Origin of the sequence: Halomonas sp. SIMBA_159 (genome assembly GCF_046536035.1) — a bacterium.
Lineage (GTDB): Bacteria > Pseudomonadota > Gammaproteobacteria > Pseudomonadales > Halomonadaceae > Vreelandella > Vreelandella venusta_A.
Genome location: NZ_JAWJBT010000006.1, coordinates 113,689 through 140,199 on the forward strand (window position 1 = coordinate 113,689; position 26,511 = coordinate 140,199).

Annotated in this window: 27 protein-coding genes; 8 read left to right on the plus strand and 19 right to left on the minus strand. The window is 58.0% G+C overall.

The window, feature by feature from the left end; genetic code table 11:
• From R0J87_RS05660 to R0J87_RS05675, 4 genes are read right to left on the minus strand one after another with little or no spacing between them, the layout of a single operon-like run.
• Positions 1–1,038, minus strand: coding sequence for a YcjF family protein (locus R0J87_RS05660; protein ID WP_498884888.1), 1,038 nt, complete (start codon positions 1,036–1,038; stop codon positions 1–3).
• On the minus strand, positions 1,035–2,423 hold the full coding sequence (locus R0J87_RS05665) for a YcjX family GTP-binding protein (protein ID WP_498884889.1): 1,389 nt from the start codon (positions 2,421–2,423) through the stop codon (positions 1,035–1,037). The genes R0J87_RS05660 and R0J87_RS05665 overlap by 4 nt, the downstream gene beginning before the upstream one ends.
• 49 nt (positions 2,424–2,472) lie before the next feature.
• Positions 2,473–2,664 (minus strand): hypothetical protein, encoded by a 192-nt coding sequence (locus R0J87_RS05670; RefSeq protein WP_058576924.1) that lies wholly within the window; start codon positions 2,662–2,664, stop codon positions 2,473–2,475.
• Between the two features lie 59 nt (positions 2,665–2,723).
• Positions 2,724–3,593 (minus strand): D-hexose-6-phosphate mutarotase, encoded by an 870-nt coding sequence (locus R0J87_RS05675; RefSeq protein WP_498884891.1) that lies wholly within the window; start codon positions 3,591–3,593, stop codon positions 2,724–2,726.
• 117 nt (positions 3,594–3,710) lie between these two features.
• Between R0J87_RS05675 and R0J87_RS05680 the strand changes: the two genes are divergently transcribed.
• The 4 genes from R0J87_RS05680 to R0J87_RS05695 all read left to right on the plus strand — a co-directional run bounded on the left by R0J87_RS05680 (position 3,711) and on the right by R0J87_RS05695 (position 8,569).
• Entirely contained in the window at positions 3,711–3,953 is a 243-nt protein-coding gene (locus R0J87_RS05680; RefSeq protein WP_139525453.1) for a GlsB/YeaQ/YmgE family stress response membrane protein, read from the plus strand.
• A gap of 180 nt (positions 3,954–4,133) precedes the next feature.
• Positions 4,134–6,599, plus strand: a complete 2,466-nt coding sequence (locus R0J87_RS05685) for a DUF1266 domain-containing protein (protein WP_498884894.1) — start codon at positions 4,134–4,136, stop codon at positions 6,597–6,599.
• A gap of 106 nt (positions 6,600–6,705) precedes the next feature.
• Entirely contained in the window at positions 6,706–7,341 is a 636-nt protein-coding gene (locus R0J87_RS05690) for a C40 family peptidase (RefSeq protein WP_404345149.1), read from the plus strand.
• A 37-nt stretch (positions 7,342–7,378) separates the two neighbouring features.
• Complete coding sequence (locus R0J87_RS05695) at positions 7,379–8,569, plus strand: MFS transporter (RefSeq protein WP_498884897.1); 1,191 nt, start codon at positions 7,379–7,381, stop codon at positions 8,567–8,569.
• On the opposite strand, the gene R0J87_RS05700 is transcribed toward R0J87_RS05695, so the two are convergent.
• From R0J87_RS05700 to R0J87_RS05720, 5 genes are read right to left on the minus strand one after another with little or no spacing between them, the layout of a single operon-like run.
• Complete coding sequence (locus R0J87_RS05700; RefSeq protein ID WP_498884899.1) at positions 8,534–9,169, minus strand: ABC transporter ATP-binding protein; 636 nt, start codon at positions 9,167–9,169, stop codon at positions 8,534–8,536. The two genes, R0J87_RS05695 and R0J87_RS05700, sit on opposite strands and share 36 nt — an antisense overlap.
• Positions 9,162–9,980 (minus strand): ATP-binding cassette domain-containing protein, encoded by an 819-nt coding sequence (locus tag R0J87_RS05705; protein ID WP_498884901.1) that lies wholly within the window; start codon positions 9,978–9,980, stop codon positions 9,162–9,164. The genes R0J87_RS05700 and R0J87_RS05705 overlap by 8 nt, the downstream gene beginning before the upstream one ends.
• A 28-nt stretch (positions 9,981–10,008) precedes the next feature.
• Positions 10,009–10,806, minus strand: a complete 798-nt coding sequence (locus tag R0J87_RS05710; RefSeq protein ID WP_498884903.1) for an ABC transporter permease — start codon at positions 10,804–10,806, stop codon at positions 10,009–10,011.
• Positions 10,803–11,795 carry an ABC transporter permease gene (locus R0J87_RS05715; RefSeq protein WP_498884905.1) on the minus strand — a complete coding sequence of 331 codons (993 nt, stop codon included), beginning with the start codon at positions 11,793–11,795 and terminating at the stop codon, positions 10,803–10,805. Before R0J87_RS05715 ends, R0J87_RS05710 begins: the two co-directional genes overlap by 4 nt.
• Positions 11,774–13,357: an ABC transporter substrate-binding protein gene (locus R0J87_RS05720; protein ID WP_498884907.1), complete on the minus strand. Its 1,584-nt coding sequence runs from the start codon at positions 13,355–13,357 to the stop codon at positions 11,774–11,776. Before R0J87_RS05720 ends, R0J87_RS05715 begins: the two co-directional genes overlap by 22 nt.
• Positions 13,358–13,463: 106 nt before the next feature.
• Between R0J87_RS05720 and nikR the strand changes: the two genes are divergently transcribed.
• Positions 13,464–13,886, plus strand: coding sequence for a nickel-responsive transcriptional regulator NikR (gene nikR, locus R0J87_RS05725; RefSeq protein WP_404345158.1), 423 nt, complete (start codon positions 13,464–13,466; stop codon positions 13,884–13,886).
• 48 nt (positions 13,887–13,934) lie between these two features.
• On the opposite strand, the gene R0J87_RS05730 is transcribed toward nikR, so the two are convergent.
• Positions 13,935–14,417 carry an FKBP-type peptidyl-prolyl cis-trans isomerase gene (locus R0J87_RS05730; protein WP_311062911.1) on the minus strand — a complete coding sequence of 161 codons (483 nt, stop codon included), beginning with the start codon at positions 14,415–14,417 and terminating at the stop codon, positions 13,935–13,937.
• Positions 14,418–14,593: 176 nt separating this feature from the next.
• Here R0J87_RS05730 and R0J87_RS05735 point away from each other — a divergent pair, with 176 nt between their 5' ends.
• A complete protein-coding gene (locus R0J87_RS05735; RefSeq protein ID WP_404345160.1) occupies positions 14,594–14,875 on the plus strand; it encodes a hypothetical protein in 282 nt (93 codons plus the stop codon).
• 164 nt (positions 14,876–15,039) lie between these two features.
• Here R0J87_RS05735 and R0J87_RS05740 read toward each other — a convergent pair whose 3' ends face one another.
• The 9 genes from R0J87_RS05740 to R0J87_RS05780 form a co-directional block, all read right to left on the minus strand.
• A complete protein-coding gene (locus R0J87_RS05740) occupies positions 15,040–15,507 on the minus strand; it encodes an outer membrane lipoprotein (protein ID WP_404345161.1) in 468 nt (155 codons plus the stop codon).
• Between the two features lie 275 nt (positions 15,508–15,782).
• Positions 15,783–17,381, minus strand: coding sequence for an isocitrate lyase (locus R0J87_RS05745; RefSeq protein ID WP_498884910.1), 1,599 nt, complete (start codon positions 17,379–17,381; stop codon positions 15,783–15,785).
• Between the two features lie 383 nt (positions 17,382–17,764).
• Positions 17,765–18,190: a GNAT family N-acetyltransferase gene (locus tag R0J87_RS05750; protein WP_404345163.1), complete on the minus strand. Its 426-nt coding sequence runs from the start codon at positions 18,188–18,190 to the stop codon at positions 17,765–17,767.
• Positions 18,191–18,193: 3 nt separating this feature from the next.
• The gene (locus R0J87_RS05755; protein ID WP_498884913.1) at positions 18,194–19,378 is read right to left on the minus strand and encodes a JmjC domain-containing protein; all 1,185 of its coding nucleotides are present in this window, start codon (positions 19,376–19,378) and stop codon (positions 18,194–18,196) included.
• 50 nt (positions 19,379–19,428) lie between these two features.
• Positions 19,429–20,814: an adenylosuccinate lyase gene (purB, locus tag R0J87_RS05760; RefSeq protein ID WP_498884915.1), complete on the minus strand. Its 1,386-nt coding sequence runs from the start codon at positions 20,812–20,814 to the stop codon at positions 19,429–19,431.
• 55 nt (positions 20,815–20,869) lie between these two features.
• Positions 20,870–21,508 (minus strand): high frequency lysogenization protein HflD, encoded by a 639-nt coding sequence (hflD, locus tag R0J87_RS05765; protein WP_498884917.1) that lies wholly within the window; start codon positions 21,506–21,508, stop codon positions 20,870–20,872.
• Positions 21,505–22,662, minus strand: coding sequence for a tRNA 2-thiouridine(34) synthase MnmA (gene mnmA / locus R0J87_RS05770; RefSeq protein WP_498884918.1), 1,158 nt, complete (start codon positions 22,660–22,662; stop codon positions 21,505–21,507). The genes hflD and mnmA overlap by 4 nt, the downstream gene beginning before the upstream one ends.
• 73 nt (positions 22,663–22,735) lie before the next feature.
• A complete protein-coding gene (locus tag R0J87_RS05775) occupies positions 22,736–23,200 on the minus strand; it encodes an NUDIX domain-containing protein (RefSeq protein WP_498884920.1) in 465 nt (154 codons plus the stop codon).
• Positions 23,197–23,904 carry a pseudouridine synthase gene (locus R0J87_RS05780; RefSeq protein ID WP_498884922.1) on the minus strand — a complete coding sequence of 236 codons (708 nt, stop codon included), beginning with the start codon at positions 23,902–23,904 and terminating at the stop codon, positions 23,197–23,199. Before R0J87_RS05780 ends, R0J87_RS05775 begins: the two co-directional genes overlap by 4 nt.
• Positions 23,905–23,942: 38 nt before the next feature.
• Here R0J87_RS05780 and R0J87_RS05785 point away from each other — a divergent pair, with 38 nt between their 5' ends.
• A complete protein-coding gene (locus R0J87_RS05785) occupies positions 23,943–24,065 on the plus strand; it encodes a hypothetical protein (RefSeq protein WP_498884924.1) in 123 nt (40 codons plus the stop codon).
• Positions 24,066–24,218: 153 nt separating this feature from the next.
• A complete protein-coding gene (locus R0J87_RS05790) occupies positions 24,219–26,453 on the plus strand; it encodes an NADP-dependent isocitrate dehydrogenase (RefSeq protein WP_498884925.1) in 2,235 nt (744 codons plus the stop codon).
• Positions 26,454–26,511: the final 58 nt, after the last annotated feature.

Consider the following 26,511-nt stretch of genomic DNA (forward strand, 5'->3'; position numbering starts at 1 on the left):
TTAATCGCTGTTGCGTGCAGCGGGGGCGGGCTCTTTATCAAGCCGCTTGATCTGCCGCCAGAGGTCTTGGCGAAGGTCGGCTAGTTTGGGCTGCTCTTCTGGGGTAAACGCCACCGGGCGGCACAGCCGCTGCGCGCGCATACCTAGGCGGGCGCTCAGCAGCCCCGTTGCTAAGCCTTGGCCGGCTCTTGCCGAAAGGCGGCCTGCCAAGTCCAGCGAGAGCATGTCCATGCTGGCATCGGTAGCCAGTTCGCTGGCGCCTGCAAACGCCATGTTATGCAGCACGTGGCGAAATAGCCGCAGGCGGCTGGCGTAGCCAAGTTCCAGGCCGTACAGGCGGCTCAGCCTATCCACCATGGCAAGGCTGCGCCACGCCACAAGCGCCATATCCACCAGGGTTAGCGGGGAAACCGCTACCATTATGGCGGTTTCCCCCGACATGCGCGTAATCAACCGCTGAGCTTCCCGGTCACGGGGGGCTAGCAGGTGGTAGCGCAGCAGGGTTTGAGTCTCTTCACCGCTATGATGCGGCTGGCACGCCCGCCGAAAGGCCAGCCAGTGCGGGTCGTCGTTGCTCAGTGCAAGCTGCTGTTTTAACTGAACGGCCATCGCCTGGGCCTGCTGGCTGGAGCGCTGGGGAAGCTCGGCTAGGTTGGCCCGTAGCTGGTCGTGGCGCTTTAAGCGCCGCAAACGGCCCAGCTCCTTGAGAAGCGATACCCCGCCCAGCCCAATCAAGCTCATGCCAAACAGCTGCCACGCCATCGCCATCCACTGGGACTGGGACAGCGCGTCAGGGATGCCGGTTGCAAGCTCTACCGTGCCGAGTGTGGCACCGCCTGCCAAGGCGAACATCAGCCCCCAGCGGCGCTTGCGGGGCGCGCCAAGGGTCTCTTCCGGCAGCGCTTTGAGTTCGGCTTGGGTCGCCAGCGGCTGGTGCGATTCAGTCGCTGCAAAGCGTTCATGCTGGCGCAGGGTTTCCTGGGTAGGTTCGGGCGGCGCTTCGGTGTGGAAGTCGCGGCGGGGCTGAGGGTTGCTCATGTCAGTTTGTCTCCAATCAGCCAGTCAATCGCGGCGTCCATACGGATGTGGGGCAGTGCCTCGCTATCGGCGGGCATCGGGCGGAAGCTGGGGAAATCAAACCCTTGCTGCTGCCAAAAATCGACTTTGGGCAGGCGGCTGGGCACATCGCCGGGGTACACCAGCACGTCTTCGCCTTCTAACGTGGTGCCTTTCAGCGCTGGCGTTCGCTTGCCATCATGCAGCACTTCGCGGGCCTCGGTGGCGCGAATGGCCGCCAACGACAGCGCTTTCACCGGGATATCGGCAAAGCGTAAGTCTTTCAATGGCTCCGCCAGCAGCGCTTCTAACAGCTGCACCACGTGGGTGTGCTGGTCGGGCGTCACGTGGTCCGCTTTGGTAGCGGCAATGGCGAGACGGTCAATTTTGGGAGCGAACAGCCGAGTCAGCAGGCTGCGCTTGCCGTAATCAAAGCTCTTCATCAGCTGTTGCAGCGCGCGGGAAAGATCCTCAAAGCGCTCTGGCCCGGCGTTGAGCGCGCCCAGCACGTCCACCAGCACAATCTGGCGGTCAAAGCGGCGGAAGTGGTCGCGGTAGAAGGGTCGAACTACCTGCTGCTGATAGTAGCGAAAACGCGCCGCCAGGGTGGCGTAGAGGCTGGTTTCAGGCAGTGCATCCAGGGTCTCTTTAGGCGCACTTAGCCCCAGTAGCGGAAAAAACTGCAGCACCGGTGCGCCGTCCAACTCGCCGGGCAGTAAAAACCGCCCCGGCTGAAGGTCTGAAAAGCCCGCCTGCTTGGCTCGCCGTAGGCCTAGTGCGTAGGCCTCGGCAAGCGTGGCAAGCTGTGCTTCATCGGCTTCTGCTGTGGGGTCTAGCTGCTCTGCCTCGGCCAGCCATTCGCTAAACAGTGCCCGGCGATGAGGGCCTTCGTGCTGGGCTTGGCTCTGGCTCCAGCTGTAGAAGTCGTGCTGCAGCAGCGGCAAATCCAGCAGCCATTCGCCGGGGTAGTCGAACAGATCCAGCGTCAGGTGAGCGATATCCGGCGTGAACCAGCCCTGCTGGGCAGGGCGGTAGCGCAGCTGTAAACGCAGCTCGCTAATGCCGCGGGTGGGCTCGGGCCAGCGCGGCGGTACGTCTCTCAGCGATGCCATGCCGGGGTCATAAGGGAAGCGTGGCACGCCTAAGTCCGGCTGATTTAAACGCTGTGCGCCTAGCAGGCGGCCTTCACGGGCAACCGGTAGCAGGTCTAACTGTGCTTCTACGCCTGCATGGCGTAGTTGGTTCACCAGCGAGGTTAAAAACGCCGTTTTACCCGCTTGCGAAAGGCCCGTGACCGCCAGCCGCAGCTGCCGGTCTCGGCTTCGCTCTAACATGTTGCTCAATTCGCGGCTTAACGGCTGGCGCATCCTGTCGCTTCCTTCATCGGGTGGGGCATCTTGGCGAGGTGGTCGAGCGTTAGCGCTGCCACATCAAGACAAGCTGGGAGAGCATGGGCAGGGTCGCAATGATAAAACCGACGACCGCGAGGCTATAGCCGGGCCAGCGGCGCTGCATTTTTTGTGCAAGCGTTAAGCCAACCAAGCACACCACCATGCCGATCAGGTTAAAGGCAAGCGTGGCTGCTTCCAGCCATTGCTGTGGATCCATCGTCGCTCCTTGGGGGGTATCAATGGCTTGATCATAGCAAAGCCTGAATGAACCGATCATTAACCGCGGCTTATTGTCGTCCCTAGCAGGTGCTGTGCCCCTGGTACTAACCAAACGGGGTCAAGGCGAGTATTGGCGGCTTCAACGCATAAAAAGTGTTTGGCGGCGTCGGCGGGCGTGTCGCTGGGCAGGTCGCTATCCGGGTGCCAGACCACCGTGGAGTCGCTGGACTGCTTGCCGATGCGCAGCGTGCGCTGGCCATCGTTGAGCAGCACCGCTTCATTGGTGTGATAAATACGGTCGACCGGGCCACGAATCGCCAGCGTGCCTTGTTGTTCAGATTCAGCAAAGTCACGCAGCTTATCCAAATAGCGCGCGCCTGCTAGGCCTTCTAAGCGGCATTGATGCGCCTCATCAACGGCCAGGTAGGTATGCAGTGCGCCGCTGGTTTTGATCGGGGCATCGCCAATGTTTTCGCTGATGATCTCAACGTTTAGCCGCTGAGCGTTGGCTTGAATGACCACGCGGGCGGTAAGCTGGCTATGTAGGCGCTCTTCCGGCGAGAGGTGCACTTCGATGCCTTCGGCGTGGTCGTCAACGGCGTCCAGACGCCACATGGCGTGGCGAGCAAGCCCATGGAAGGGGCCGTTACGCTCAGGGCTCTCATCGGCGTAGCGCTCGTCGGCAAACCAGGGCCAGCAGAGCGGGATGCCGCCACGGATCGCGCCCGGCAGCGCCTGCGGCGTTGGCGTCACCCACAGCCAGCCGGTGTCGTCTGCTGGCTGGAAGTGCAGCACTTGAGCGCCCTGTAGGCTGATCACCAGCTCCCCCCAAGCCATATTGAAGAGCGCGACGTCACGCCCTTCCCAATTGGCCTGTTGGTGGCCATCTACATGGCTAAGCAGTTGCTTAAGAGAGTCGGGAATCATAACGAAGTCCTTATGGGAAGAGGCAACAAATGGGCAGAACAGTAGCGCCGTGTGCTATGGTAGGACAAGCATAGGTAAAAGGTAAAACCCCAAGCTGAGTGAAACCAAGGAGGTTGTATGGGCTTTATTGCATGGTTAATTATTGGTGGTTTGGCTGGCTGGATTGCTGGCAACATCATGCGTGGCGGTGGTTTTGGTGTATTGGGCAATATCGGCGTGGGTGTCGTTGGCGCGCTCGTCGGGGGCTTCTTGTTTAGTTTGCTGGGTTTGCAGGCGGGCGGCTTTATTGGCTCGTTGGTGACGGCAACCGTTGGTGCGGTGGTCTTGCTGTGGGTCATCAGTAAAGTCAAAAGCGCTTAGCGCTACTTATCCCAAACGGTATTTGCTGCCCGGCCTTTGTGCCGGGCAGCGCTGTTTTGTGCGGCTGCTATCGGTCTTGGCAACAGTTTCCGTTACACTATGCGTCTTTTGGCAGCCTTATCAGGCTGCTTTATTTTGTATGGTTTTCATTGATCGCTTTCTGCTTCTTCGAGGTGTCTTTTGGTCGACGCACTAAATACCTGGTGGGCCCAACAGCTGGTGCTGTGTGACTGGGCTTTTACACCGCACCCACTGGCGGTGGATGCGGTAGCGGCTGAACAGCGCTTGCTGCAGCTGGGTATTGCCGATCGTGGCGCGTTGGCGGATCAGCTGTTTTTTGCACTGGGTGCACCGTCAGGCAGCGCCGATAGCCTGCTAGGCGCACTGGAGTGGGCAGCACTCGCCGGGGCGGCGGGCTGGTTGACTCAGGCTCAGGCCACCATATGGGCACACCACCTGACGCGTCGCATAACCTCAGACTATAGCGATCAGCGAGCGTGGCTGTCGGACCTTCGCCGTGCACTCGGCGCCAAAGGCTGGGAAACCGGTGCCGATGACCGCTTTATTGACGCCTGCCAGGCACTGTCTGATCTCGAAAGCGAAGGCGAAGGGATTACTTGGCACGCTCTGGATGCTGAGCTTGCCCGTCTGCCTGCCCCCGCCTCGCTATGGCCGCAAGCGCCAGAGGCCACTCCCTGGCGGCTGGGCGCGCTGTTTCGTCCGGTCGTGATCTATCCGGCTAGCGCCGCCGATTGGCCAGATGCCATCGATTGGCTAGAGCGTATCTGGCAGGTGTATGACCGCGAACAGCTGGTCGAGGTGATGCTGTGGCTAAGTGCTCAAGGGGAGCGACAGCGCTGGGATATTGAAGCCCGAGAGCTTTTGACCATGGACCATGCCCAGCGTCAGGAGTGGCAGCGGGGCGCAGTGAACGATGCTGCTTATGCACCGGTATTAACCAACTTTGTGAATCAAGGGGAGCCGCTAGAGTGGGCCGCTTGGGATTGGCTGCGGTTAGTGGAGCTGGCGTGGGCCGGTGCTTGCTGTGGTTGGCTCAGCCAAGCGGAAGCCGATGACTTAGCGGCTCATGCCGCCGACTTGGTAGGCCGTCGTTACCATGATTGGCATGCGGTGTTGAAAGCCTACATGCGCGGGCAAAGCCTGTTTGAAGGTGTGGACCGCCGCGGTATGACGCCCAGCGCGCGTCATAAGCTGCTCATGCACGCAGCCCATAGCCCGTGGAAACATTCGCTTAGCGCGTTATTAGATGACACTACCCGCGAAGCCTCTCGCACGCGTATCAAAGCGTGGCGCAATACCCCACACCACTGGCTGCTGGCCTTGGCTGGGGTGCGCGAGCCAGATGTGATGCTGCGGCAGTTAAATCCTTCCGCCCCCATTGCCGAAGAGCGCCGCGCGGACGCGGCGGTCTACCTACAGGATTCACTGGGCCTGCACGCCGATGAGGGCCATCAGGTGCTGGCGCGCTATTGGCTGCCTGCCCAGGCACACCACTTGAATCAGTTAGCAGCCGATGCGGTACACGGCGTCATGCCGCCGTCGCAAACGCGCTTTGGCCAGCCAACCCCCGATGAGTTGAAGCAGCGTAACGCGGTGAAAGGGGTGAGCCGCCACGCAGCGACGATTCATATGGCTGAGAAATTCGCTTTTTACCTGCATATGGCCCTCGATAGCGGCTTGTTTGAGCAAGCGCCGCTTATGGAGCACGCCAGCGCCCTGCGCAGCTGCCTGTGCCGTTTTTATGCGACGCCCAAGCGCCTGCTAGAAGCCTGGTTTGCCTGGGAGAGCTGCCTGCCTGAGCCGGAGCATGACTCGCTCATCAATGAAATTGCTTGGCACCTGGAAGACCCTGGCAGCCTGTTTCATTGGCTGGATTGGCGACCCGATGCCTGGTGCGAACCGGGTGAGCGGCCGACGCTAAGTCACTTTACGGCGATGTCGCTAGTGGGGCCGCTGAACAGCGCGGTGTGGAGCGAGCCGCAGTTGGAAAGCCCACGTGAGTGCGCTGATATTCGCGAATGGGTGGAGAGCCACTACCACCTGACCAGTGCTGACGACATGCAGGAGTTTTTAACCTTCATGTTGGAATCGGGCGACCGGCAGGAGTACCAGATTAACTACGCGCCCTACACGCTAAATCCAGAGCGCTTGACCGCCGAAATCGCCATTTTGGAATCCGGTGACTGCGCAGAGGATGAGCGCCATCACCTGTTGCGTCTGCGCCGAGTCAGCACCAATGAAGACGGCTGTAACGACGTTGACATGGCTGCCTGGGATATTGCCCAGCTGGTAGACCTTGCGATTGCGGCACGGCAGTTAGGCTGGCTCGATAAACCGGCGTTTGCTGAGGTCTTAGACCGCGCCTACCAGCTAGCGGCAGATCACTACTCCGGCTGGCAAGAGTATGCAGCGGGTATGTACGCGGGCTTTTCATTTTTTATGGGCGAAACCCCCGAACGTGAGAGCTTTTTAGCCGGTTTTCGCCAAGCGCTGGTGGCCTGGCTATGCGGTGCGCCGGTGCTGGCAGGCCCCTGGGCAAGCCTGGATTTTCCCGGTAACAAGCCGCGCCATTTTGCGCCGCTGCATATTGATACGCTGCCGGGTGATCAACGCGTCTTACATTAGACTCGCCAAGCATAGGATAACTAGCTTATAGTCCAAGGTTTGAAAAAAATGAGTTTTCTCATGCTTGGGTTTTTTTCACTTTCCATTTTGTCACGAGGTTAATCGCATGGTTGCGTCGCCACACCCCGCTGTGACCGCTGTCCGTGTTGTAAGTGTTTGTGTCGCCTTTGCTTTTTTAGCTGGCTGTGCAGGCTCTGCCTCACGCCAGGGCATGGAAGCCCCCGACGATTATTTCTCGATGTCGCTTCCGGGCATGGAGGGAGCCTCTCCCCAAATGTCGCCCGTGGATCCTATCAATGCTCACCTGCGTAACCTGCAGACGCCCCCGCCAACAGTCGTTCGCCAAGCGCTGTTAGAGCAGCATCAGCGGTGGGCAGGAACGCCTTATCGGATTGGAGGGACGACGGATCGAGGGATCGACTGCTCTGCCCTGGTAAGAAACGTTTTCCGCGATACCTTTGACGTTGAGTTACCCCGTTCTACTCGAGATCAAGTGCATGAGGGACGCCCGATCGACCGCCAAGAGCTGCAGGCGGGCGATCTGGTCTTCTTCCGCCCACCCGGACGCTACAACCACGTGGGCATTTACGTCGGCAATGGCTATTTTCTCCATGCGTCCACGTCGAAAGGCGTGATTATTTCCAGCCTGGATAATAGCTATTGGCAGCGCTACTACTGGCAGTCGCGTCGAACCCTAGAGCCGACCAACCTTGCCCAGCTTAGCAGCCGTTTCATGCCGTAAGTGTTCGCCGTGAGCGTTGGTTCACGTTGGAAAGGCCATGATTGAAGCAAAAACGCGCGCCTGGTGGCGCGCGACGGCGGCCCTATGTTTAGGGTCGTTTTTGGTGTTTATTAACCTCTACGTGCCGCAACCGCTACTGCCGGGCCTGAAAGAAGCTTACGGGGTTTCCACCTTAGGCGTCAGCCTGCTGATGTCGGTATCTACGCTCTCTTTGGCCTTGGCGCTTCTGGTGTTTGGGCCGCTCTCCGATGCCATTGGCCGCGAAGGTATTATGCGCATCACGCTGCTCTTAGCGGGTGGCCTATCGCTTGCGTTAGCCTTTGCACCCACCTTTGAAAGCCTATTACTGCTGCGCTTGCTGCAGGGTTTTGTGCTGGGCGGCCTGCCCGCCGTGGCGATTGCCTGGATGGGCGACGAGTTCGATAAAACCGCCTTGCTGAGTGCCGTGGGGCTTTATATCGGGGCCAATTCGCTAGGCGGCATTAGCGGTCGTATTGTCGGTGGCGGGGCGGCGGCAATAGGCGGGCCTAGCGCTGCGTTCCTCGCGGTGGGGGCCATGACCGTGGTGGGCTGTATCATCTTCTGGCGGCTACTGCCCAATAGCCAAGCCTTTACGCCTAAGCGCTTTCAATTACGCCAAGCGGCGGGGGACCTGCTCGGCCATTTACGTTCCCCTGTGCTGCTCGCTGCCTACTTCCTTGGCGGCATTAACTTTCTGATTTTTATTAATCAATACAGCTATATCACCTTCCGTTTGGCGGAGGCGCCCTATCAACTGGCCGCCAGTGGTTTAGGCCTTATCTTTCTCACTTACCTAGGAGGCACCTTTGGTTCGACGGTGTCGGGTAAGTTGGCGGGGCGCTTTTCCCCCGCCAGTTGCATGAGTGCGGGCATTGTGATTCTGATGTTAGGCACCGCCGTGACTCTGGCGGACTCGCTGGCGCTCATCATCCTAGGCTTAACCATTAACGCCTTCGGCTTCTTTTTGGCGCACTCATTGGCCTCTAGCTGGGTGGGGCGCTACGCCCAAGGGGCACGGGGCAGCGCCTCCGCGCTCTATCTGGTGTTTTACTACCTCGGTGCCAGCATTGGCGGGTTTTGGCTGGAGCCTTTTTGGCGCTGGTCCCAGTGGCAGGGCGTGGCCATCGGCTCGTGGCTGCTGCTGTGCGTAACGTTAGCCATTGGTGTTGGCCTATGGCGCTTCGAGCGCCGTGCTGCTAACACGTAAGCGGCCACCAGCCAGATGCCACTGTTGATGGCAAAGGCGTTCTAGCAACGCCGTGTCGTGGCTGATCACGATGACACCAAGCTGGTGGCGTTCAGCGTGGGCTTTGAGCGCTTGCCATAGCGACAGCTGAGTGATGGGGTCTAGCATGGTAGAAATCTCATCGGCCACCACAAAGCGGACACCGGGGGCGAGAGCGCGCAGCACGCACACTCGCTGTAGCTCGCCGCCGGAGAGTGCGCTGGGAAAACGCTTAAGCCATTGCGGCTCAATCCCAAAAGCTTCCATCAATGTATCTGATGGTGTCCAAGCTTCTCTCAATATCTTTCCTACCCGCCAGCGCGGGTTCACCGCCAACTCAGGCGACTGCGGCAGCCACTGAACGGGACGTACCCCTCGTGCAGGCAGCTGAGAGCCGTCTATGGTCACGCTGCCCTGGTGGGGCGTTAGCTGGCCTGCCAACAGCTTGCCAAGCGTTGATTTTCCCGCTCCAGAGTTACCGCTGAGCCCTAACCACTCGCCGGGCGCAAGGCGTAGGGAAATATTCGTTAGCAGGGGCGAGCCTGACGCAAAGCGAAACGATAGTTGATGGGCTTCAAGCAAATGCTGGCTCCTGGCGCACGAATCTGGGCTGCGTGCTGAACGCGTTATCCGGTAGTGCCTGCCACAGTGAACGCGCATAGGCACCTGTCAGCTGTTCGCCCTGGCCACAAAACGCCTGAGCCGGTGCGGTCTCTATACCTCTACCCTGGTACATCACGGTGACTCGGTCGGCAATGGGCAGAGCATGACGCAGGTCGTGGGTAATCAGCATGACTGCTTTGCCCTCAAGTGTCATGGCTTTTAGCGTGGCCAGTACGCGGTCGCGCTGCGTGGGGTCTAGGCCCACGCTAGGCTCATCGGCAATCACTAGATGCGCATTGCCCGCCTGGGCCATGGCGATGAGCACTCGGCGGGCCATGCCACCGGAGAGTTCGTGTGGGTAGTGGGCGGCGGCGTGGCTAAGCTGGTAGTGGTTTAGCAGCTCATCTGCCCGCTGTTGGGCTGCGGGGCGTTCAAGCCCGGCCCGCTGGGCGGCCCAACGCACCTGTCGCTGGCTACGAGCAAGAGGGTCAAGAGCGCTTAATGATTGTGGAATCAGCGTCAACTGACGGCCACGCAGCTGTTGCTGGCGCGCAGGGGTTAATGGCGCTGCTTGAAAATGCAGCGCTCCCTCAAGCTTAGCCGCCGAGGGCAGCAGCCCCATGATGGCGTAGGCCAGCAAGCTTTTGCCTGCCCCGGAGGCACCCACCACGGCATGTACTTCGCCCGCTGCTATGTGCAGCGATAGCGCTTCGATACAGGTTGCCCACTCCCGTCGCCACCAGCGGGGATAGTAGGGGAGTTGCAGGGTTAGCCGGTCAATGGTCAGCATGGCAAACTCCTTGTGAAAATCGCGCGCTCTACAGCGCTTTGCGCAGCATTGAGGCGAAGCGTTCAATCGCCAGCACCATCAGCAGTAAACCCAGCCCCGGAAACACTCCTAGCCACCAGTAGCCGCCGGTAAGGTAGCGCATGGCGTCAGCCAGTAAGACGCCGATGGCGGGTTGGGTTGGGTCCAGGCCGACGCCTAAAAAGGTCAGGGCGGCTTCATGCAAAATGGCATGGGGAAACAGCAGCAGAGCGCCGACCAAGCAGTGGGGCAGTAAGTGGGGCAGCAGGTGATGCCACACAATAAATCCTTGGCGTTTGCCGAATCCTCTGGAAATCGCTACGTACGGGGCATGGCGTACGCTGAGTAGCTCTGCTCGGAGCACCCTAGCGAGGCTGGGCCAGTGGGTCAGCGCCACCGCGATAATCACTGCCTGGGTCCCTCCGCCCAAGGCAAAGGCAATCAGCAGCAGTAAAATCAGATGCGGCACGCTCAGCAGCGTATCAATCAGCAGGCTGACCAGGGCATCTAACGTTGATGACAGCATCGCTAGGCTTGCCAGACTGACGGCAATCACCGTGCCCAGAAACGCAGCGCTAAGGCCTACCCCAAAACTTAGGGAAAGCCCGGCTAGCGTGCGTGCCCATAATTCTCGGCCCAGGGCGTCAGTACCCATCCAGTGGCTGGCGCTAGGAGGCATCAAACGCGCCTCAAACTGCATATGGAGAGGGCTATCGCCTAGCCAGAAGTGGCTGCTAAGCAGGAGTGCTACCAGCAGGCAAAGCACCCCTGCGTAGCCTGCTGCCAGTAAGCGAGGCTGGTGGCTCATCGCTGCCCCTGCCCGATTCGCGGGTCGGCAAGCTGATACAGGCCATCGGCGATGAGGTTGCCGATGCTAACAAACAGCGCGGTAAATAGCGCAATCGCCAGCAGCAGCGGCACATCGCTTCTTAGGCCCGCTGCCACGGTGGCTTGGCCAAGCCCGGGGTAGGCAAAGACTTGCTCAATCAGGATGGAGCCGCCAAACAGTTCGCCGAGAGAGGCAAACGCCAGAGTGATGGCGGGCAGGCTGGCATGGCGAATGCCATGGCGCCAGGCGATATCGAAACGGCTCGCCCCTTGGGCAAAGGCGTGCAGCGCGGTTTCCGAGCGCATAAACGCCACCATCTTGGCGCGGGTGTGGAGCGTAATTGTGGCCGTGCCCAGCAGTGCCAGTGTCGCCGTCGGTAAGATCAAGTGGTGCAGCCGGGTCAGTGGGCTCACCTCTTCTCTGAGAACGCCCATGGGCCCCGCGCAGCAGGTGGGTGTCCAGCCGAGCGTGACTGAAAAGAGCAGTAGGGCCAGCATGGCCAGCCAAAAAGTGGGCGTCGAGGCGGTGACATAGGCATAGCCGCTAATCAAACGGTCAAACCAAGAGCCCTCTTTGCTGCCAGCCGCGATGCCCAGCATCAGTCCCAGTGTTAGCGCCAGCAGCCAAGCGCTGAACAGCAGGCCCAGCGAACGCTGAAAGCGCTGTTGGATCACCTCGCTGACGGGCTGGTCGTAGATATGGCTCCAGCCCAGCTCTCCAGTAAGTAGCTGGCGCAGCCAATGGCTAAATTGAGCGCCTGCCGGTGCATCAAACCCCCACTGTTCAGCAATTAAGGTGCGCTGCTCTGGGCTGACTTGGGCTATCTGTGGGCCGAGATAGGCGTCGACAGGGTCGATAGGTGAGAGCATCATCAACCCAAACGAGACCGCAGCCACACACAGCAGTACCAACGCCAGCCGCAGTGTGCGTGCCGTAAGCCAGATCGCTAGTCGCACGACCAGCGCCATTCCAGCAGGTTAGCCGTTACTGGCCAGCCATGGCCGTGGGGGGCCACGCCGAGCTCACCCAGGTCAAGGCAGCGGTGTTTGGCGTATACATGGGCAAGGTTGACCATCCAGGCCCAACTGGTATCGCCCTGTAGCCCATAGCCGGTTTCGCCATCCCACTGAGCGGCTTGCCAGTGTTGGTTAGCCTCTTCAGGCGTTGCTGCGGCCTGGGCGGCCTCCAGGTGGCTATCCACAGTATCGCTGGCGTAATAGCCGCTGTTGTAAAAACCGAACCCAGCATGCTCGCTATGAAAGAGGTAGAACACTTCCTGCGGACTATGGCTACCAAAACCAAACACAATGGCATCTTGATGGAGGGCTTCCCGCTGAATGTCGTCCCAGTGGCGGCCGGTGGGCTGCATCTCAATGCCGAGCGGCCGCACCATCTCGGCGCTCACTTGGGCTAGCTGTTGGCGCGTGGCGTCGCTGGAGGGGTACGTGAGACGAAAGCGTGCGGGCTGGCCGTCTTTATAGCGCAGTCCGTTCTCCTCTTGGCGCTCCCAGCCTGCCTCCTCTAGAAGCGTATTCGCACGGGCTAAATTCGGCGCTGCCAATTTTTCGCCTTCTTGGCTCCACGGAAGGCCGTCCGCTGGCCCAAAGGCCGGACGTCCAAAGCCGTTGAGCGCGACTTCCACCAGCGTTTCTCGGTTTAAGGCTAGATTCACCGCTTGGCGGATAGCGAGATCCGCCGTGACGTTATTTCCAATAGGGGCGCCGTTGGCTGCCTGCTCGCCTTCATCAGGCTGCATAGGAAATAGAATGCCGCGGTTGTCCACGCTGTTCATAATGACCCGCTGCATTTGGCTGGGGATGTTGTTAGCCAATGCTTGTGGCACCGCTGCGAGATCCACCTCACCAGCATGGGCGGCGCTTAGCGTGGCGCTTTCATCGGTAAAGAGAAACACGAGGCGCTCAAAGACCGGCGCGGGGCCATAGAAGTAGGGGTTGCGCTCAACAATCAGCTGCTCGCCCTCTTGCCACTCGACTAACTGGTAAGGGCCTGAGCCTAGCGGCTGCCTGCCGTACCCGTCGCCATAGCCATTATCCCGTTCAGCGTCAGGCACAATGCCCAGCGTCATGAGTTGGTCAATAAAGGTAATTCGCGGCGTTTTAAGCGTCAGTTCAACCGTGTTGCCGTCGACAGCCCGGGCGCTTTCCAGTGCGCTGAGATCGGCACGTCCACCCGCCTCTGCGGCGGCATTAAAGGTGAAGGCTACATCCTCAGCGGTAAGCGGAGTGTTGTCAGAAAAGCGTACGTCCGTACGTAAAGTGAGCGTCCAGGTCAGGCGATCTTCAGAAAGAGACCATTCTGTGGCTAGGCCGGGTTGCGGAGTTAAGTCTTGGCCACGGGTAAGCAGCGTAGACTGAAACAGCGGGTTGCCATATTGGCCCCAACCTAGCAGCGGGTTAAAGCCTTGCTCTGGTTCGCCGCCAATGGCGAGCACTAGCTGCTCTTTTGCCAACGCTGGCGTGCTTAGCGCTACGCATGTGGCTGCGAGAGCCAGTATGATAGGGCGACGCATGGGACACCTTTTACAGGCTATTAGTATGATGTTTTTACAATAACATCATACTAATAGCACTGGAAGTTGCGGCAATGCACAACAACGGATCAGCTAAGGAGAGGTTATGCAGCGGGTAACGGTGACGCTGGATGAGGAGCTGTTAAGCGAGGTCGATGCGCTGATGGCGCTGCGCGGCTATCAAAATCGCTCAGAGGCCATTCGTGACTTGACCCGCAACGGGTTAAAGCAGGTGAAAGAGGAAGTTGCACCCAATGCGCCGTGTATGGGAGCGCTGGTGTATGTGTATGACCACGCGGCACGCGATCTCTCTAAGCGCCTGACTCGCCACTCTCATGACCATCACGATTTAACGCTCTCAACGCTGCATGTGCATATTAATCACGATAGCTGCTTGGAAGTCGCATTATTGAAGGGGCAGGGGAGTGCGCTAAAGCAGTTTGCTGATGAGGTGACGTCGTCGCGTAGCGTGCGCTATGGCCAGCTTGTGTTGATTCCAGAAGAGTCAAAAGCACATAGCGACCATTAGAAAATAAAAAGGGCGGCCCATTGGCCGCCCTTTGTGGCATGCAAGAGCTTAGTGCTCTACGCCGCCTTCGCCGTGCACGTGACCATGCTCAGCTTCTTCCTGGCTTGCTTCGCGAACGGTCGCAATTTCAACGTCAAAGTTGAGGTGCTGACCCGCCAGCGGGTGGTTGCCATCAACTACAACGGTGTCGCCTTCAACTTTCTTGACGGTAACCATCAGCGGGCCGCCTTGGGTTTGCGCTTGGAACTGCATACCCGGCTCAATGCTTTCAACGCCCTGGAAGGCATCACGCGGTACTTCTTGCATCAGCTGCTCTTGAACTTCGCCGTAACCCTCTTCCGGGGCAACTTTAACGTTCAGCTTGTCGCCAGCAGCGCGACCTTCGAGTTCTTTTTCCAGGCCCGGAATGATGTTGCCAGCGCCGTGGAGATACGTCAGCGGCTCGCGGCCTTCGGAACTGTCTAGCACCTCACCTGCATCGTTGGTCAGGGTGTAGTGGAACGCGACAACCGAGTTTTGCGCAATTTGCATTGAATAACCTTTCGGTGAGTGCATGTCCCAATATGGTAACGCGTGTAGAGCGGCTTGTCAGGGGGTAAGCGGGCTTTTTCCACCCCCACGCCTTTAGCGCTATTGCGCCAGGGGGTGCGCAGAGATACCCTACAGCGACCACTTTTTCACCTGAAATACACTCACTGGAGACCGTTATGACCATCTTCCTAATTTGGGTTATCGCCTTTGTGCTGATTGCTTATTTTGCCAATAAGCGTTGGGAAAGCGGCGTTAGCCAAGGGCTAGATAAAATGCTGCCTAGCGTATTGAAAAGCCACGGTGACAACCGCTATCTGTGGGTTGCTGCTATCGCGGTGCTGGGTGCGACAACGCTGATCCGCCCCGTTGATATCCTGCTGGTCGCGATTCTGCTGGTAGTGATTGCGCTGGTGATTATGAAACTCGCCAACTGGGCAAGCAGTAAAGTCGCTCACTAACACGTTGTAGCATCTGCGTAGTCGCTTCACATAAACAACAGCCCGGCCAAATTGGCCGGGCTGTTGTGTTTCTGGCGGCTACTGAACATCAGCGGTGCAGATGTTCTCGCACCTGATGTTCTTGCAGCTAGATATGTTCACACCTTAAGGGTGCTGGTGTGATGTTAGTAAGGCGCAACGCTCAGGTTGGCGCCGCTACCAATCAGACGCACTCGCTGGCCTGCCTGGAACTGGCGATCGGCGCTTTGTACGACAACTACGTCTGTGCCGTCATCGCGACGAATTTCCATTTCCAGCGCATTAACGCGGTTAGCACGATCTTCTGTCGCGGTACCTGCCACGGCACCGCCTAATGCACCGGCTACGGTTGCTAACTGACGGCCTGAGCCACCACCGATCTGGCTGCCGAGCAGGCCACCGATAATTGCGCCGCCACCACCGCCCAATAAGTTACCTGTGCGGCTATCAGCCTGAATTTGTACTGGACGAACCGCTACAATGGTGCCGTAGCTGACGCTCTGGCCCGTTTGTGCTTGATTGCCACGGTACACGTCACCTGAATAGGGAGCAGTGTTGGCACAGCCTGCCAGGGTCAGAATGCTTAATGCGGCAACGGGTAGTAAACGTTTCATTAAAACCTCCAGTGGGTATCAGCATCGAGGGCTGTAAACCGATCGCAAAACATTGCTTACATCTAGTTTTAGAACAGCGTTCGTTAAAAGATAACGGAAACGTACTGCTTTGACCAGCTATCCAGAAAAAAGGTCACAAAGTAGAGTGTAGTTAGGCATTAAGAAAGCAGTGTGCAAAAAAGTTGCACTGCGCTTGCGGCCGCAATGGCTGCTCTGATTGGCAGACATAAAAACAGGAGGCCGAAGCCTCCTGTGGGTAATGCGAGTCAGCTTGTTTAACCAAATTGGTTCATGGTGTTGTCTTTACCGCCCGCTTTCAGCGCTGCGTCGCCATGGAAGAACTCTTTATGGTCGTCGCCGATGTTAGAGCCTGCCATGTCCTGGTGTTTCACCGTGGCGATACCCTGACGAATCTCTTGACGCTGGACACCTGCCACGTAGGCCAGCATTCCTTCGTCGCCAAAGTAGCCCTTGGCCAGATTGTCGGTAGATAGCGCGGCCGTATGGTAAGTAGGCAGCGTAATCAGGTGGTGGAAAATACCGGCCTCGCGGGCGCTGTCACGCTGGAAGTTGCGTGTCCACTGGTCGGCTAGCTGGCCAAGCTCGGTGTTGTCGTACTCGACGCTCATCAGCTTATCGCGCTGGTAAGCAGAGACGTCTTTACCTTCTTTCTCCCATGCATCAAATACCTGCTGGCGGAAGTTGAGTGTCCAGTTGAAGGAGGGCGAGTTGTTGTAAACAAGCTTAGCGTCCGGCACTACTTCACGAATACGGTTGACCATGCTGGCGATTTGGCCAACGTGGGGTTTTTCGGTTTCGATCCAGAGCAGATCCGCACCGTTTTGTAGGCTGGTAATACAGTCCAGAATGACGCGATCTTCACCGCTGCCTGCTTTGAACTGGTACAAGCCAGAGGCAAGGCGCTTGGGTTTTACCAGCTTGCCGTTTTGCTTGATCACCACGTCGCCGTTATTGATATCGGCAGCGTTCTCAATCACATCACCATCTAGGAAGCTGTTGTACTGGTCGCCAAGGTCGCCCGGCTCATGGGTAACGGCAATTTTCTGCGTCAGGCCAGCACCCAGAGAGTCGGTGCGCGCAACGATCACGCCATCTTCAATGCCCAGCTCTAGGAAGGCATAACGCACAGCATTAATTTTCGCCAGGAAGTCCTCATGGGGGACGGTCACTTTACCGTCCTGGTGGCCGCACTGCTTCTCATCTGATACTTGGTTTTCAAGCTGGATACAGCAGGCACCCGCCTGGATGAATTTTTTGGCCAGCAGGTAGGTCGCTTCAGCGTTACCAAAACCAGCATCGATGTCAGCAATAATGGGGACAATATGAGTTTCGTGGTTGTCGATTTTGCTAATAATTTCTTTTTCTTTAGCGCTATCGCCTGCCTCTTTTGCATCATCCAGGGCGCGGAACAGGTGGTTTAGTTCCCACGCATCGGCCTGCTTTAAGAAAGTGTAGAGCTCTTCGATCAGGTTGGCGACCGAGGTTTTTTCGTGCATGGACTGGTCAGGCAGCGGGCCAAACTCAGAGCGTAGTGCGGCCACCATCCAGCCGGAAAGGTAGAGGTAACGGCGTTTGGTGGTGCCGAAGTGTTTTTTGATGGAGATCAGCTTTTGTTGGCCGATAAAACCGTGCCAGCACCCCAGAGACTGCGTGTATTGAGAGGTGTCGGCATCATATGCTGCCATATCGTCACGCATGATTTTGGCCGTGTAACGAGCGATGTCCAGGCCGGTATGAAAGCGGTTCTGGGTACGCATGCGGGCGGCGTATTCCGGTTTGATCGCTGCCCATTTGCCGCCGTGGGCTTCGCGCAGTTGGGCCATGGCTTTGATATCGTCGAGCAGTCCTGACATGAGCTGATTCCTCCGGGGTTTTATCGTCGTTCGCACGTTAGCTTGTTTTTATGCTGCACCTGCGAGATAGATTCCAGCATTGTTCAATTTCGCGGCGCTGTCTCTACGCCAATCGTCTCTTAGTAAAACGTCGCGGCTAGGCGCTTTGCTTCATACAGCGTAGTGAGCTAACCACTAGGTCGTTCGTTAACGCTGCAGTGCAATAACTATCTACCAGGGGAAGGTATTCAACAATTGTCACTTGGGGGCACACGGCGTTGTAGTCCGACGACAGCGACTACGCCAAACGCCCTGTTTGTGTAGTCGTTTTCCGTCATAACGAGCCATTGGGCATAAAAAAAGCGCCACACAAGGTGGCGCTTTGGTAGGGTAGGCTGAGCAGGTTACAGCGCGAGGACCATCTCTCGATGGGGAATACCCGCATCCATAAAGACATCGCCATGGGCGACAAATCCCAGGCGTTCATAGAAGGCGAGGGCATGCAGCTGAGCGCTAAGCGCGGCGTGAGTGTGTCCTGCTGCGCGAGCAGCCTCAATGGTGGCTTCCATCAACTGATAGCCAATGCCTGTGCCACGTGCGCTGCTTAGCACCGCGACGCGACCAATATGCCCATCGGGCAGTAGGCGCGCAGTGCCCACTGGCTCGTCATTAAGCGTGGCGAGAAAGTGCAGGCAATCCGCATCGCGGCCATCCCACTCTTCCTCTTGTGGAACGCGCTGCTCGTCAATAAAAACCACTCGGCGAATCAGCGAGGCTGCCTCACCCAGTGTCTCCCAATCACCACGCTGAACGGTCGTTACTGCAGCCACGCCTTACTCCTCGTCTTCGTCGCCTTCGCCCATAAAGCCGAGGCTACCGGTATTGATCAGCCGCGTGAGAAGGGCGGCGGCACCGTCGATCTCCAACACTTCTTCGTACATCGGTGTGGGGTCGGCAACGCGTTTTGCTAGGGTGTCAGAGCAGGCGTGGCCGTCTCCGTCGACAAACAGCGTGGTGCCTGTGGTATCGCTGCGCCAGGCAAAGCGCGAACCCGGCATATGGAACAGCGGCTCACCTTGTTGTAGTTGAGCAACAAGGTCAGCTTCGCTCATCGGCTCTTCAAGAGGCACGACTTGGTCCATGTATTTGGGTTGGGTCATCACGCGACCAAACCACTGAGCCACTTGTGCAGAGTTATCCAGCGCTGACAGCATAAACTGACGCATGCGCTCAACGGCGGCATCGTCTAATTCGCCGAGCGCTTCTGCTGGTGCCATGCCCGCATCGCTGTAACGCTGGGAGTCGGACATTTGTTCACCGACGTAGTCGGCGTAGGACGTAATGGCTTCATCTGCAGAGGGCGCACGGAAACCCACCGAAATGGTCATGCAGTCGTCGGTTTGGCTGACGCCGTGATGTGCCCAGCCGGGGGGTAGGTAGAGCATGTCGCCAGGTGCCAGCGTCCAGTCGGAATCTGCTTCAATCTCGAAAGACTCCAGAATGCGCAGGTCAATGCCCTGAATAATGGCGGCGTTATCCGGCTGCTTGCCGCCAAGCTGCCAACGACGGTGCCCGCTGGCTTGCAGCAGAAACACATCGTACTGATCAATATGGGGGCCTACGCTTCCGCCAGGAGGCGCATAGCTCACCATGATGTCGTCTAACCGCCAGCTGGGCAGGAAATCAAACTCTTCCATCAGCGCAGCGATAGAGGGCACATAGTGATCCACCGCTTGAACCAGTAGGCTCCAGTGGCCATCGGGCAGGCGCTCGAAGGTGGCGTTGTCAAACGGCCCGTGAGACACCTGCCAAGGGCCATCGGGGCCGTTCTCTTCCACTAGCCGAGCTTCGACGCCGGGCTCACAGGCAAGACCTGCCAGCTCGTCGGGATCGATGGGGCTGACGAAATCAGGGATAGCGCCACGAATCAGCAGTGGCTTCTGCTGCCAGTAGTTGGCCAAGAAGTCTGCTGGCGTTAAATCGCCCAGCAGGGTGAGTGGCTTATCGTGATGACTCATGGCGTTATCCTAGTTCAAGTGAGCGCTACGTTAGTGTCGCAGGGCGTCGTTTAGAGTGCAGCAAGCCGCTGGTTGAGTGCTTCGGCCTGGGCCTTCGCATTACCAATATAGCTGGCGGGCGAGAGCGCCTTCAGCTCATTTTTGACCGTCTCGGGCAGCTCAAGGGTATCAATAAAGGCGGCAAAGCCCGCTTGGTCAATACGTTTGCCGCGTGTAAGTTCTTTGAGCTTCTCGTAGGGCTTTTCAATGCCATAGCGACGCATTACGGTCTGGATCGGCTCGGCCAGCACTTCCCAGCTGTTATCCAGGTCTTCTGCAAGGCGCGATGGATTAGCTTCTAATTTGCTGATGCCTTTGAGGCTGGCATGGTAGCCAATCAGACCATAGGCCAAACCAACGCCTAGGTTACGCAGTACGGTGGAGTCGGTCAGGTCGCGCTGCCAGCGGGAGATCGGCAGCTTCTGTGCTAGGTGGCTCATCACCGCGTTGGCGAGGCCTAGGTTGCCTTCTGAGTTTTCAAAGTCAATCGGGTTAACCTTGTGCGGCATGGTGGAAGAGCCAATTTCGCCCTCTACGGTGCGCTGCTTGAAGTAGCCCAGGGAGATATAGCCCCATACGTCGCGGTCAAAGTCGATCAGGATCGTGTTGTAGCGGCAGATCGCATCGAACAGTTCGGCAATGTAGTCGTGGGGTTCGATTTGCGTGGTGTAGGGGTTAAAGCTTAAGCCCAGGCCTTCCACGAAGGTGCTCGCGTTAGCTTCCCAGTCGATATCTGGGTAGGTGGTCAGGTGAGCGTTGTAGTTGCCTACCGCACCGTTGATTTTGCCCAGAATCTCCACGCTTTCGATCTGCTTGAGCTGGCGCTTGAGGCGATACGCCACGTTAGCCATCTCTTTACCCAGCGTGGTGGGGCTAGCCGTTTGGCCATGCGTGCGTGACAGCATCGGCTGGCCTGCATGGGCAATCGCCAGCTTGGCAATCTCATCAGCGACTTCGTGCATCGTCGGCAGCATGGCTTTCAGGCCGTCTGCCAGCATCACGCCGTAGGAGAGGTTGTTGATGTCTTCACTGGTGCAGGCGAAGTGGATAAATTCGGTAACGGCGTTTAGCTCTGCCTGGCCTGCAATCTTCTCTTTTAGGAAGTACTCCACCGCTTTGACGTCGTGGTTGGTGGTGCGCTCAATCTCTTTGATGCGTTCCGCGTCATCGACTGAGAAGTCACGAATAAGCTGCTCTAGAAACGCGGTGGCTTCTGCGGAAAGCGGCGGGACTTCGACAATCTGGCCGTGCTCAGCAAGGCGCTGCAGCCAGCGCACTTCCACAATCACGCGCGCACGGATCAGGCCGAATTCGCTGAAGTGTTCACGTAGCGCGGCGGCTTTGGCGCCGTAGCGGCCGTCAACGGGAGAAAGGGCGGTCAGGGCAGAGAGTTGCATGGCTTGGTTTCCAGAGTGGTCAAAGTCGGAGGTCGAAAGTAAGGTGTCTTGGCGGCTAGCTGAAGTTATCCAGCGCTCGGCGTAGCGCCTTGCGTTGAAACACCAGCTTCCAGCGGCGGCCGCCCTGCTGATGCCACAGCAGCGCAAAGCGAATGCCGGCCATTAAGCAGGCGCGTACCCGTTCGGGCATCATGCGGGTTTGCAGTAGCGAGGGGTCGCCCTGCACCACAATGCGCGTTTTAAATGTTGAGATGGTTTCTTGGTAGGTTTCACCGAGGCTGGCAATGACGTTTTCGTGGGTAGTGCCAAAGTGTTCTGCTTGACCTTGTACATGGGTCAGTTTTTGGCCTAACACGTCCATCATTTGGCGGTCGGTGCGCAGCTTATTCATTAGCAGCAGCAGCGAAAAGCCGTAGCGCAATACCACCGGGTTGGCCTGCTTACGGCCAACGAGTGCTTCCAGCGTATCCAGCCCGCGGCGCAGGTTGTTGGGGTGGCCGCCGTAGATGGCTTCAAAGCTTTCCGGGTTGGTGTCTACCGTTGCGTTAATCAGCGTTTCCCACGCACGGGTATCAACTTGCCCCGTGCGGGCGAGCTCATCGACGAGGCTTGCTGCTTGAAAGACCCCCGCCAGGGCGAGGGCTTGGCGGGCGGCGTGGGTGTCGGGCGCGCGGTGAATAGGGGTTGCGCTCATGCAGCGGTCTCCGAGGCATTCCAGGTGGCGCGAATAACGCCGCCGCCTAAGCAGATGTCGTTATCGTAAAGCACCAGCGACTGGCCGGGCGTGACCGCCCACTGCGGGTCGTCAAAAATTACCTCAACGCTGCCATCGGCCTGGGCGACAATTTCGCAGGGGCAGTCGCTTTGGCGGTAGCGGGTTTTGGCGGTAAAGCGGCCTTGCTGAACCGGCGGCTTTCCGGCGACCCAGTCCATCGCCTCGGTGGCGAGTGCATTGGTGTAAAGCAGCGGATGATGCTTGCCTTGCACCACGATCAGCACGTTGCGCTCAAGATCTTTTGCCGCCACGTACCAGGGGTCTTCGGAGTAGTTGGCCAAACCGCCAATACCTAACCCTTGACGCTGCCCCAGGGTGTAATACATCAAGCCCATGTGCTGGCCAATTTCATCGCCTTCAGGGGTCTCGATGGTGCCCGGCTGGGCGGGCAGGTACTGCTGCAAGAAGTCGCGGAAACGACGCTCACCGATAAAACAGATGCCGGTGGAGTCCTTTTTCTTCGCGGTGATGAGGTCGTGCTGCTCTGCCAGGGCGCGTACTTCGGGTTTTTCAAGCTCACCGACCGGGAACAGCGTGCGGGCAATCGCCGCTTCTGGCACCGCGTGCAGGAAGTAGCTTTGGTCCTTATTGCCATCCAAGCCTTTCAGCAGGCGCGGTAGGCCATCGCGAATGCCCTGGCGCACATAGTGGCCGGTGGCAATTTTGCTGGCACCGAGCATCTCGGCATACTCTAAGAAGACCTTAAACTTGATCTCCCGGTTACACAGGATGTCAGGGTTAGGCGTACGGCCTGCTTTGTACTCCGCCAAGAAGTGCTCGAACACGTTGTCCCAATACTCGGCAGCGAAGTTAGCCGTGTGTAGCTTGATGCCCAGTTTGGCGCACACCGCTTCAGCATCGGCGAGATCCTCCTTCGCCGTGCAGTACTCGGTGTTGTCGTCCTCATCCCAGTTTTTCATAAACAGGCCCTCGACCTCGTACCCCTGTTGGAGCAGAAGGAGAGCAGAAACGGAGGAGTCGACGCCGCCGGACATGCCGACAATCACTTTGCCGGTGGCAGCGGTGTGGGTGTCTGACGCGTCCTGGGTGGCTGTGCCATCGGTGGATGTCATTGGCATCCTCAGTTGAAGTGGTGTGCAATTGGGCGGCGATTATACACGATGGGGGCTCGATGCTTCGAGTGCTTCACTCTTGGATCACCGAAAGCGGGAAGTGACGGTGGTTCAGGGCATCGTCAATGCGTTTCAGCACCAGCGGGCTTCTTAACCGCTGCGCGGCCGCGAGGGCGACGATCTCATCGCGTGTTAACCAATGGGTAGCCACAATGGCCGAGTCAATCGCCGTGGTGAGCGGCTGTTCAGGGACGCCGGTAAATCCATGACTGTGAAACGTTTCTCCCTCTTGGGTGTGAAAAACGTACAGCCCTAAATAGCCGGTGAGCGATACCTGCCATGCCGTTTCCTCCTGCACCTCGCGCTTTATGGCGGCTACCGGCCCTTCACCTAGTTCCACATGCCCGGCTGGCTGATTAAAGAGCGTGTGGGCACCACCTTTATCCTCTTCCACCATTAAAAAATGCTCACCCTGCTGAATCACGCAGGCCACTGTGCTGCGAATGGTTGGCCGAACAGTAGGAGAAGGCGTATTCATTTTTTAGGGCCTCTGGATTTGGTGCTTCGTTTGGGAGCTGCTTTTGCGGCACGAGCTTTATTGGTACCTGAGCCTTTTGGTGAGGCGCTTTTCGGCTTGGCGTTTTTTGGCTTAGCCTTTTTTGGCACGGCGCGAGGCTGCTTGGCATTGTCCGGGCGAGGGGCGTGCAGGGTTTCTTTACGCCATTCTCCGGGTGCCAGGTCGCCAAGCTGCCAGGGGCCAATGGCCGCACGAACCAGGCGCAGGGTAGGAAAGCCTACGTGGGCGGTCATGCGGCGCACCTGGCGGTTGCGGCCTTCGCTAATAGTGAGTTCTAGCCAGCTGGTGAGAGGGTGGCGCTTGGGGTCGATCGGCGGGTCACGCTCAGCAATAGCAGGCGGCGCTATACGGCGCGCTTTGGCGGGTAGGGTCGGGCCATCTTTTAACGTAATGCCTGCTTTGAGCGCGCGGATGGCCTCATCGGTAATGTGGCCTTCAAGCTGCACCCAATAGGTTTTTGGCTGCTTGTGTTTGGGGTGAGCAATGCGGTGAATAAGGCTGCCATCATCACTGAGTAGCAGCAGGCCTTCCGAGTCAAAATCAAGACGGCCAGCGGCGTACACCCCTGGGGCGCGAATCACCTCTGCCAAGGTGGCTCTGCCCTGGCTATCGGTAAACTGGGAGAGCATACGGTAGGGTTTATGCAGTAAATATAAGGTGCTCATCGTCTCACAAGCTGTCTCAAGAACTAGAGGTGGAGGATTTGTCGACAATCGCTCATGCGGTTAAAGTGCAGCGCTGGTATAATCCGGCGCAGCTGTTTGAGATGAACCGCTGGCAGCGTAATGACCACCGTTTTCATCTGTCGTCATCGTTACCGCAGTAACCACCGAGTGACCAGTCGTACCACCGACTGACCAAAGGGGCAGCGCATACAGGATGCTCCACACGCTTCGCGGCAAGGCTAATCGTTGAATGAGCCGCGTAGCTCAGGATTTTTTATAATCACAGCGACTGAAAAAAAGAGGTTAACGCAAAAATGTCTAAAACACCGAAGATCATTTATACGCTCACCGATGAAGCTCCTGCGCTCGCTACCTACTCTTTGTTACCCATTATTGATGCCTTTACCGACTCTGCGGGTGTTGAAGTAGAGACTCGCGATATTTCTCTTGCCGCGCGCGTACTGTCCCAGTTTCCCGATGTGTTGAGCGATGAACAGCGCGTAAGCGATGACCTTGCAGAGCTAGGTCAGCTGGCGACCACGCCGGAAGCCAACATCATCAAACTACCTAACATCAGTGCCTCTGGCCCGCAGTTAAAAGCCACGATTAAAGAGCTGCAAAGCCAGGGCTACCCGCTGCCGGAGTACCCGGAAGAGCCGAAAAACGACGAAGAAGCGTCCATTAAAGCGCGTTACGACAAAGCCAAAGGCAGTGCGGTAAACCCGGTGCTGCGTGAGGGTAACTCTGACCGCCGTGCGCCGAAGTCAGTCAAGAACTACGCCCGTAAATACCCGCACCGCATGGGGGCGTGGAGTGCAGACTCTAAGTCACACGTTGCCCACATGAGTGAAGGTGATTTCTACGGCAGCGAGCAGTCCGCTGTCATGGAAAAAGCCACCCAGCTTACCATTGAGCTGCAGCAAAAAGATGGCACCAACGTGGTGCTGAAAAAGAACCTCTCTGTGCTGGAAGGCGAAGTGATTGATGCCGCCAGCATGAGCAGCCGTCGTCTGCGCAGCTTTATCGACAGCCAAATCAGCGATGCCAAAGAGAGCGGTGTTCTGTTCTCACTGCACCTGAAAGCCACCATGATGAAGGTCTCCGACCCGATCATGTTCGGCATCGTGGTGGAAGAGTTTTATAAAGACGTGCTGGAGAAGCACGCCGACGCCCTGAAGAGCGCTGGCTTCAACCCCAATAGCGGTATCGGCGATCTCTACAGCGCTATTGAGAAGCTGCCTGCTGACCAGCAGGAGGCCATCAAGGCAGATGTAGACGCCCTGTACCCATCGCGCCCGGCGATGGCGATGGTCAATTCCCACAAGGGTATTACTAACCTGCACGTGCCCAGCGACGTGATCATCGACGCTTCTATGCCAGCGATGATTCGTGATTCGGGCAAGATGTGGAATGCCAATGACGAGCTGCAAGATGCCAAAGCCGTCATTCCTGACCGCTGCTACGCCACCATCTATCAAGCGGTGATTGAAGACTGCAAGCAGCACGGCGCGTTCGATCCGACCACCATGGGCAGCGTACCTAACGTTGGCCTGATGGCGCAGAAAGCCGAAGAGTACGGCTCTCACGACAAAACCTTCCAGATGCCTGCCGACGGCACCGTGGTTGTCACCGACGAAGCGGGCCAAACGCTGTTTAGCCACCCAGTGGAAGCGGGCGATATCTGGCGTATGTGCCAGACCAAAGATGCCCCGATTCAAGACTGGGTGAAGCTGGCCGTGACCCGCGCTCGCGATAGCGGTGCCCCGGCGCTGTTCTGGCTCGACGCCAACCGTGCCCACGACGCGCAGCTGATCAAAAAGGTCGAAACGTACCTGAAAGATCACGACACCGCTGGTCTGGATATCCGTATTCTGGCCCCGGTTGATGCGATGAAGGTCTCTCTGGAGCGTATCCGCAAGGGTGAAGACACCATTTCCGTCACCGGTAACGTACTGCGCGACTACCTCACCGACCTGTTCCCGATCATGGAACTGGGCACCAGTGCCAAGATGCTCTCCATCGTACCGCTGATGAACGGTGGTGGCCTGTTTGAAACCGGCGCTGGCGGTTCTGCACCCAAGCACGTTCAGCAGTTCCTGGAAGAGAACCACCTGCGTTGGGATTCGCTGGGTGAGTTCCTGGCCCTGGCGGCGTCGCTTGAGCATCTGGGCAGCACCTTTGGCAACGCCCGTGCAACGCTTCTAGCCAAAGCACTGGATGAAGCCAACGGTCAATTCTTGGACAGCAACAAGTCACCGTCGCGTAAAGTAGGCGAGCTGGATAACCGTGGCAGCCACTTCTATCTGGCGCTCTACTGGGCTGAGGCATTAGCGGCTCAGGACCAAGACGCCGAAATGAAGACGCTGTTTGCCCGTTTAGCTGAAACGCTAAAAGCCAATGAAGCCGCTATCGTGGACGAACTTAACAGCGTTCAGGGACAGTCGGTAGATATTCAAGGTTACTTCCACCCGAACGGCGAGCTGGCCAGCCAAGCCATGCGTCCGAGCAAAACGCTTAATGACGCGCTGGCCATGGTCGCTAAAGACTAAGTGCTCCGCGTTTAGTACGCACTACGAGTACTCACTACTAGTAGTCTCTACGTGCGGC

Bases quoted from the DNA above. Each gene is read 5' to 3' on its own strand.
- nikR (WP_404345158.1), top strand. From the start codon at position 13,464: ATGCAGCGGGTAACGGTGACGCTGGATGAGGAGCTGTTAAGCGAGGTC.
- R0J87_RS05680 (WP_139525453.1), top strand. From the start codon at position 3,711: ATGGGCTTTATTGCATGGTTAATTATTGGTGGTTTGGCTGGCTGGATT.
- R0J87_RS05740 (WP_404345161.1), bottom strand. From the start codon at position 15,507: ATGAAACGTTTACTACCCGTTGCCGCATTAAGCATTCTGACCCTGGCA.
- purB (WP_498884915.1), bottom strand. From the start codon at position 20,814: ATGCAACTCTCTGCCCTGACCGCCCTTTCTCCCGTTGACGGCCGCTAC.
- hflD (WP_498884917.1), bottom strand. From the start codon at position 21,508: ATGAGCGCAACCCCTATTCACCGCGCGCCCGACACCCACGCCGCCCGC.
- R0J87_RS05710 (WP_498884903.1), bottom strand. From the start codon at position 10,806: ATGAGCCACCAGCCTCGCTTACTGGCAGCAGGCTACGCAGGGGTGCTT.
- R0J87_RS05730 (WP_311062911.1), bottom strand. From the start codon at position 14,417: ATGCAAATTGCGCAAAACTCGGTTGTCGCGTTCCACTACACCCTGACC.
- R0J87_RS05745 (WP_498884910.1), bottom strand. From the start codon at position 17,381: ATGTCAGGACTGCTCGACGATATCAAAGCCATGGCCCAACTGCGCGAA.
- R0J87_RS05755 (WP_498884913.1), bottom strand. From the start codon at position 19,378: ATGAGTCATCACGATAAGCCACTCACCCTGCTGGGCGATTTAACGCCA.
- R0J87_RS05790 (WP_498884925.1), top strand. From the start codon at position 24,219: ATGTCTAAAACACCGAAGATCATTTATACGCTCACCGATGAAGCTCCT.
- R0J87_RS05775 (WP_498884920.1), bottom strand. From the start codon at position 23,200: ATGAATACGCCTTCTCCTACTGTTCGGCCAACCATTCGCAGCACAGTG.
- R0J87_RS05720 (WP_498884907.1), bottom strand. From the start codon at position 13,357: ATGCGTCGCCCTATCATACTGGCTCTCGCAGCCACATGCGTAGCGCTA.
- R0J87_RS05660 (WP_498884888.1), bottom strand. From the start codon at position 1,038: ATGAGCAACCCTCAGCCCCGCCGCGACTTCCACACCGAAGCGCCGCCC.
- R0J87_RS05690 (WP_404345149.1), top strand. From the start codon at position 6,706: ATGGTTGCGTCGCCACACCCCGCTGTGACCGCTGTCCGTGTTGTAAGT.
- R0J87_RS05715 (WP_498884905.1), bottom strand. From the start codon at position 11,795: ATGGCGCTGGTCGTGCGACTAGCGATCTGGCTTACGGCACGCACACTG.
- R0J87_RS05670 (WP_058576924.1), bottom strand. From the start codon at position 2,664: ATGGATCCACAGCAATGGCTGGAAGCAGCCACGCTTGCCTTTAACCTG.
- R0J87_RS05675 (WP_498884891.1), bottom strand. From the start codon at position 3,593: ATGATTCCCGACTCTCTTAAGCAACTGCTTAGCCATGTAGATGGCCAC.
- R0J87_RS05695 (WP_498884897.1), top strand. From the start codon at position 7,379: ATGATTGAAGCAAAAACGCGCGCCTGGTGGCGCGCGACGGCGGCCCTA.
- R0J87_RS05705 (WP_498884901.1), bottom strand. From the start codon at position 9,980: ATGCTGACCATTGACCGGCTAACCCTGCAACTCCCCTACTATCCCCGC.
- R0J87_RS05665 (WP_498884889.1), bottom strand. From the start codon at position 2,423: ATGCGCCAGCCGTTAAGCCGCGAATTGAGCAACATGTTAGAGCGAAGC.
- mnmA (WP_498884918.1), bottom strand. From the start codon at position 22,662: ATGACATCCACCGATGGCACAGCCACCCAGGACGCGTCAGACACCCAC.
- R0J87_RS05780 (WP_498884922.1), bottom strand. From the start codon at position 23,904: ATGAGCACCTTATATTTACTGCATAAACCCTACCGTATGCTCTCCCAG.
- R0J87_RS05735 (WP_404345160.1), top strand. From the start codon at position 14,594: ATGACCATCTTCCTAATTTGGGTTATCGCCTTTGTGCTGATTGCTTAT.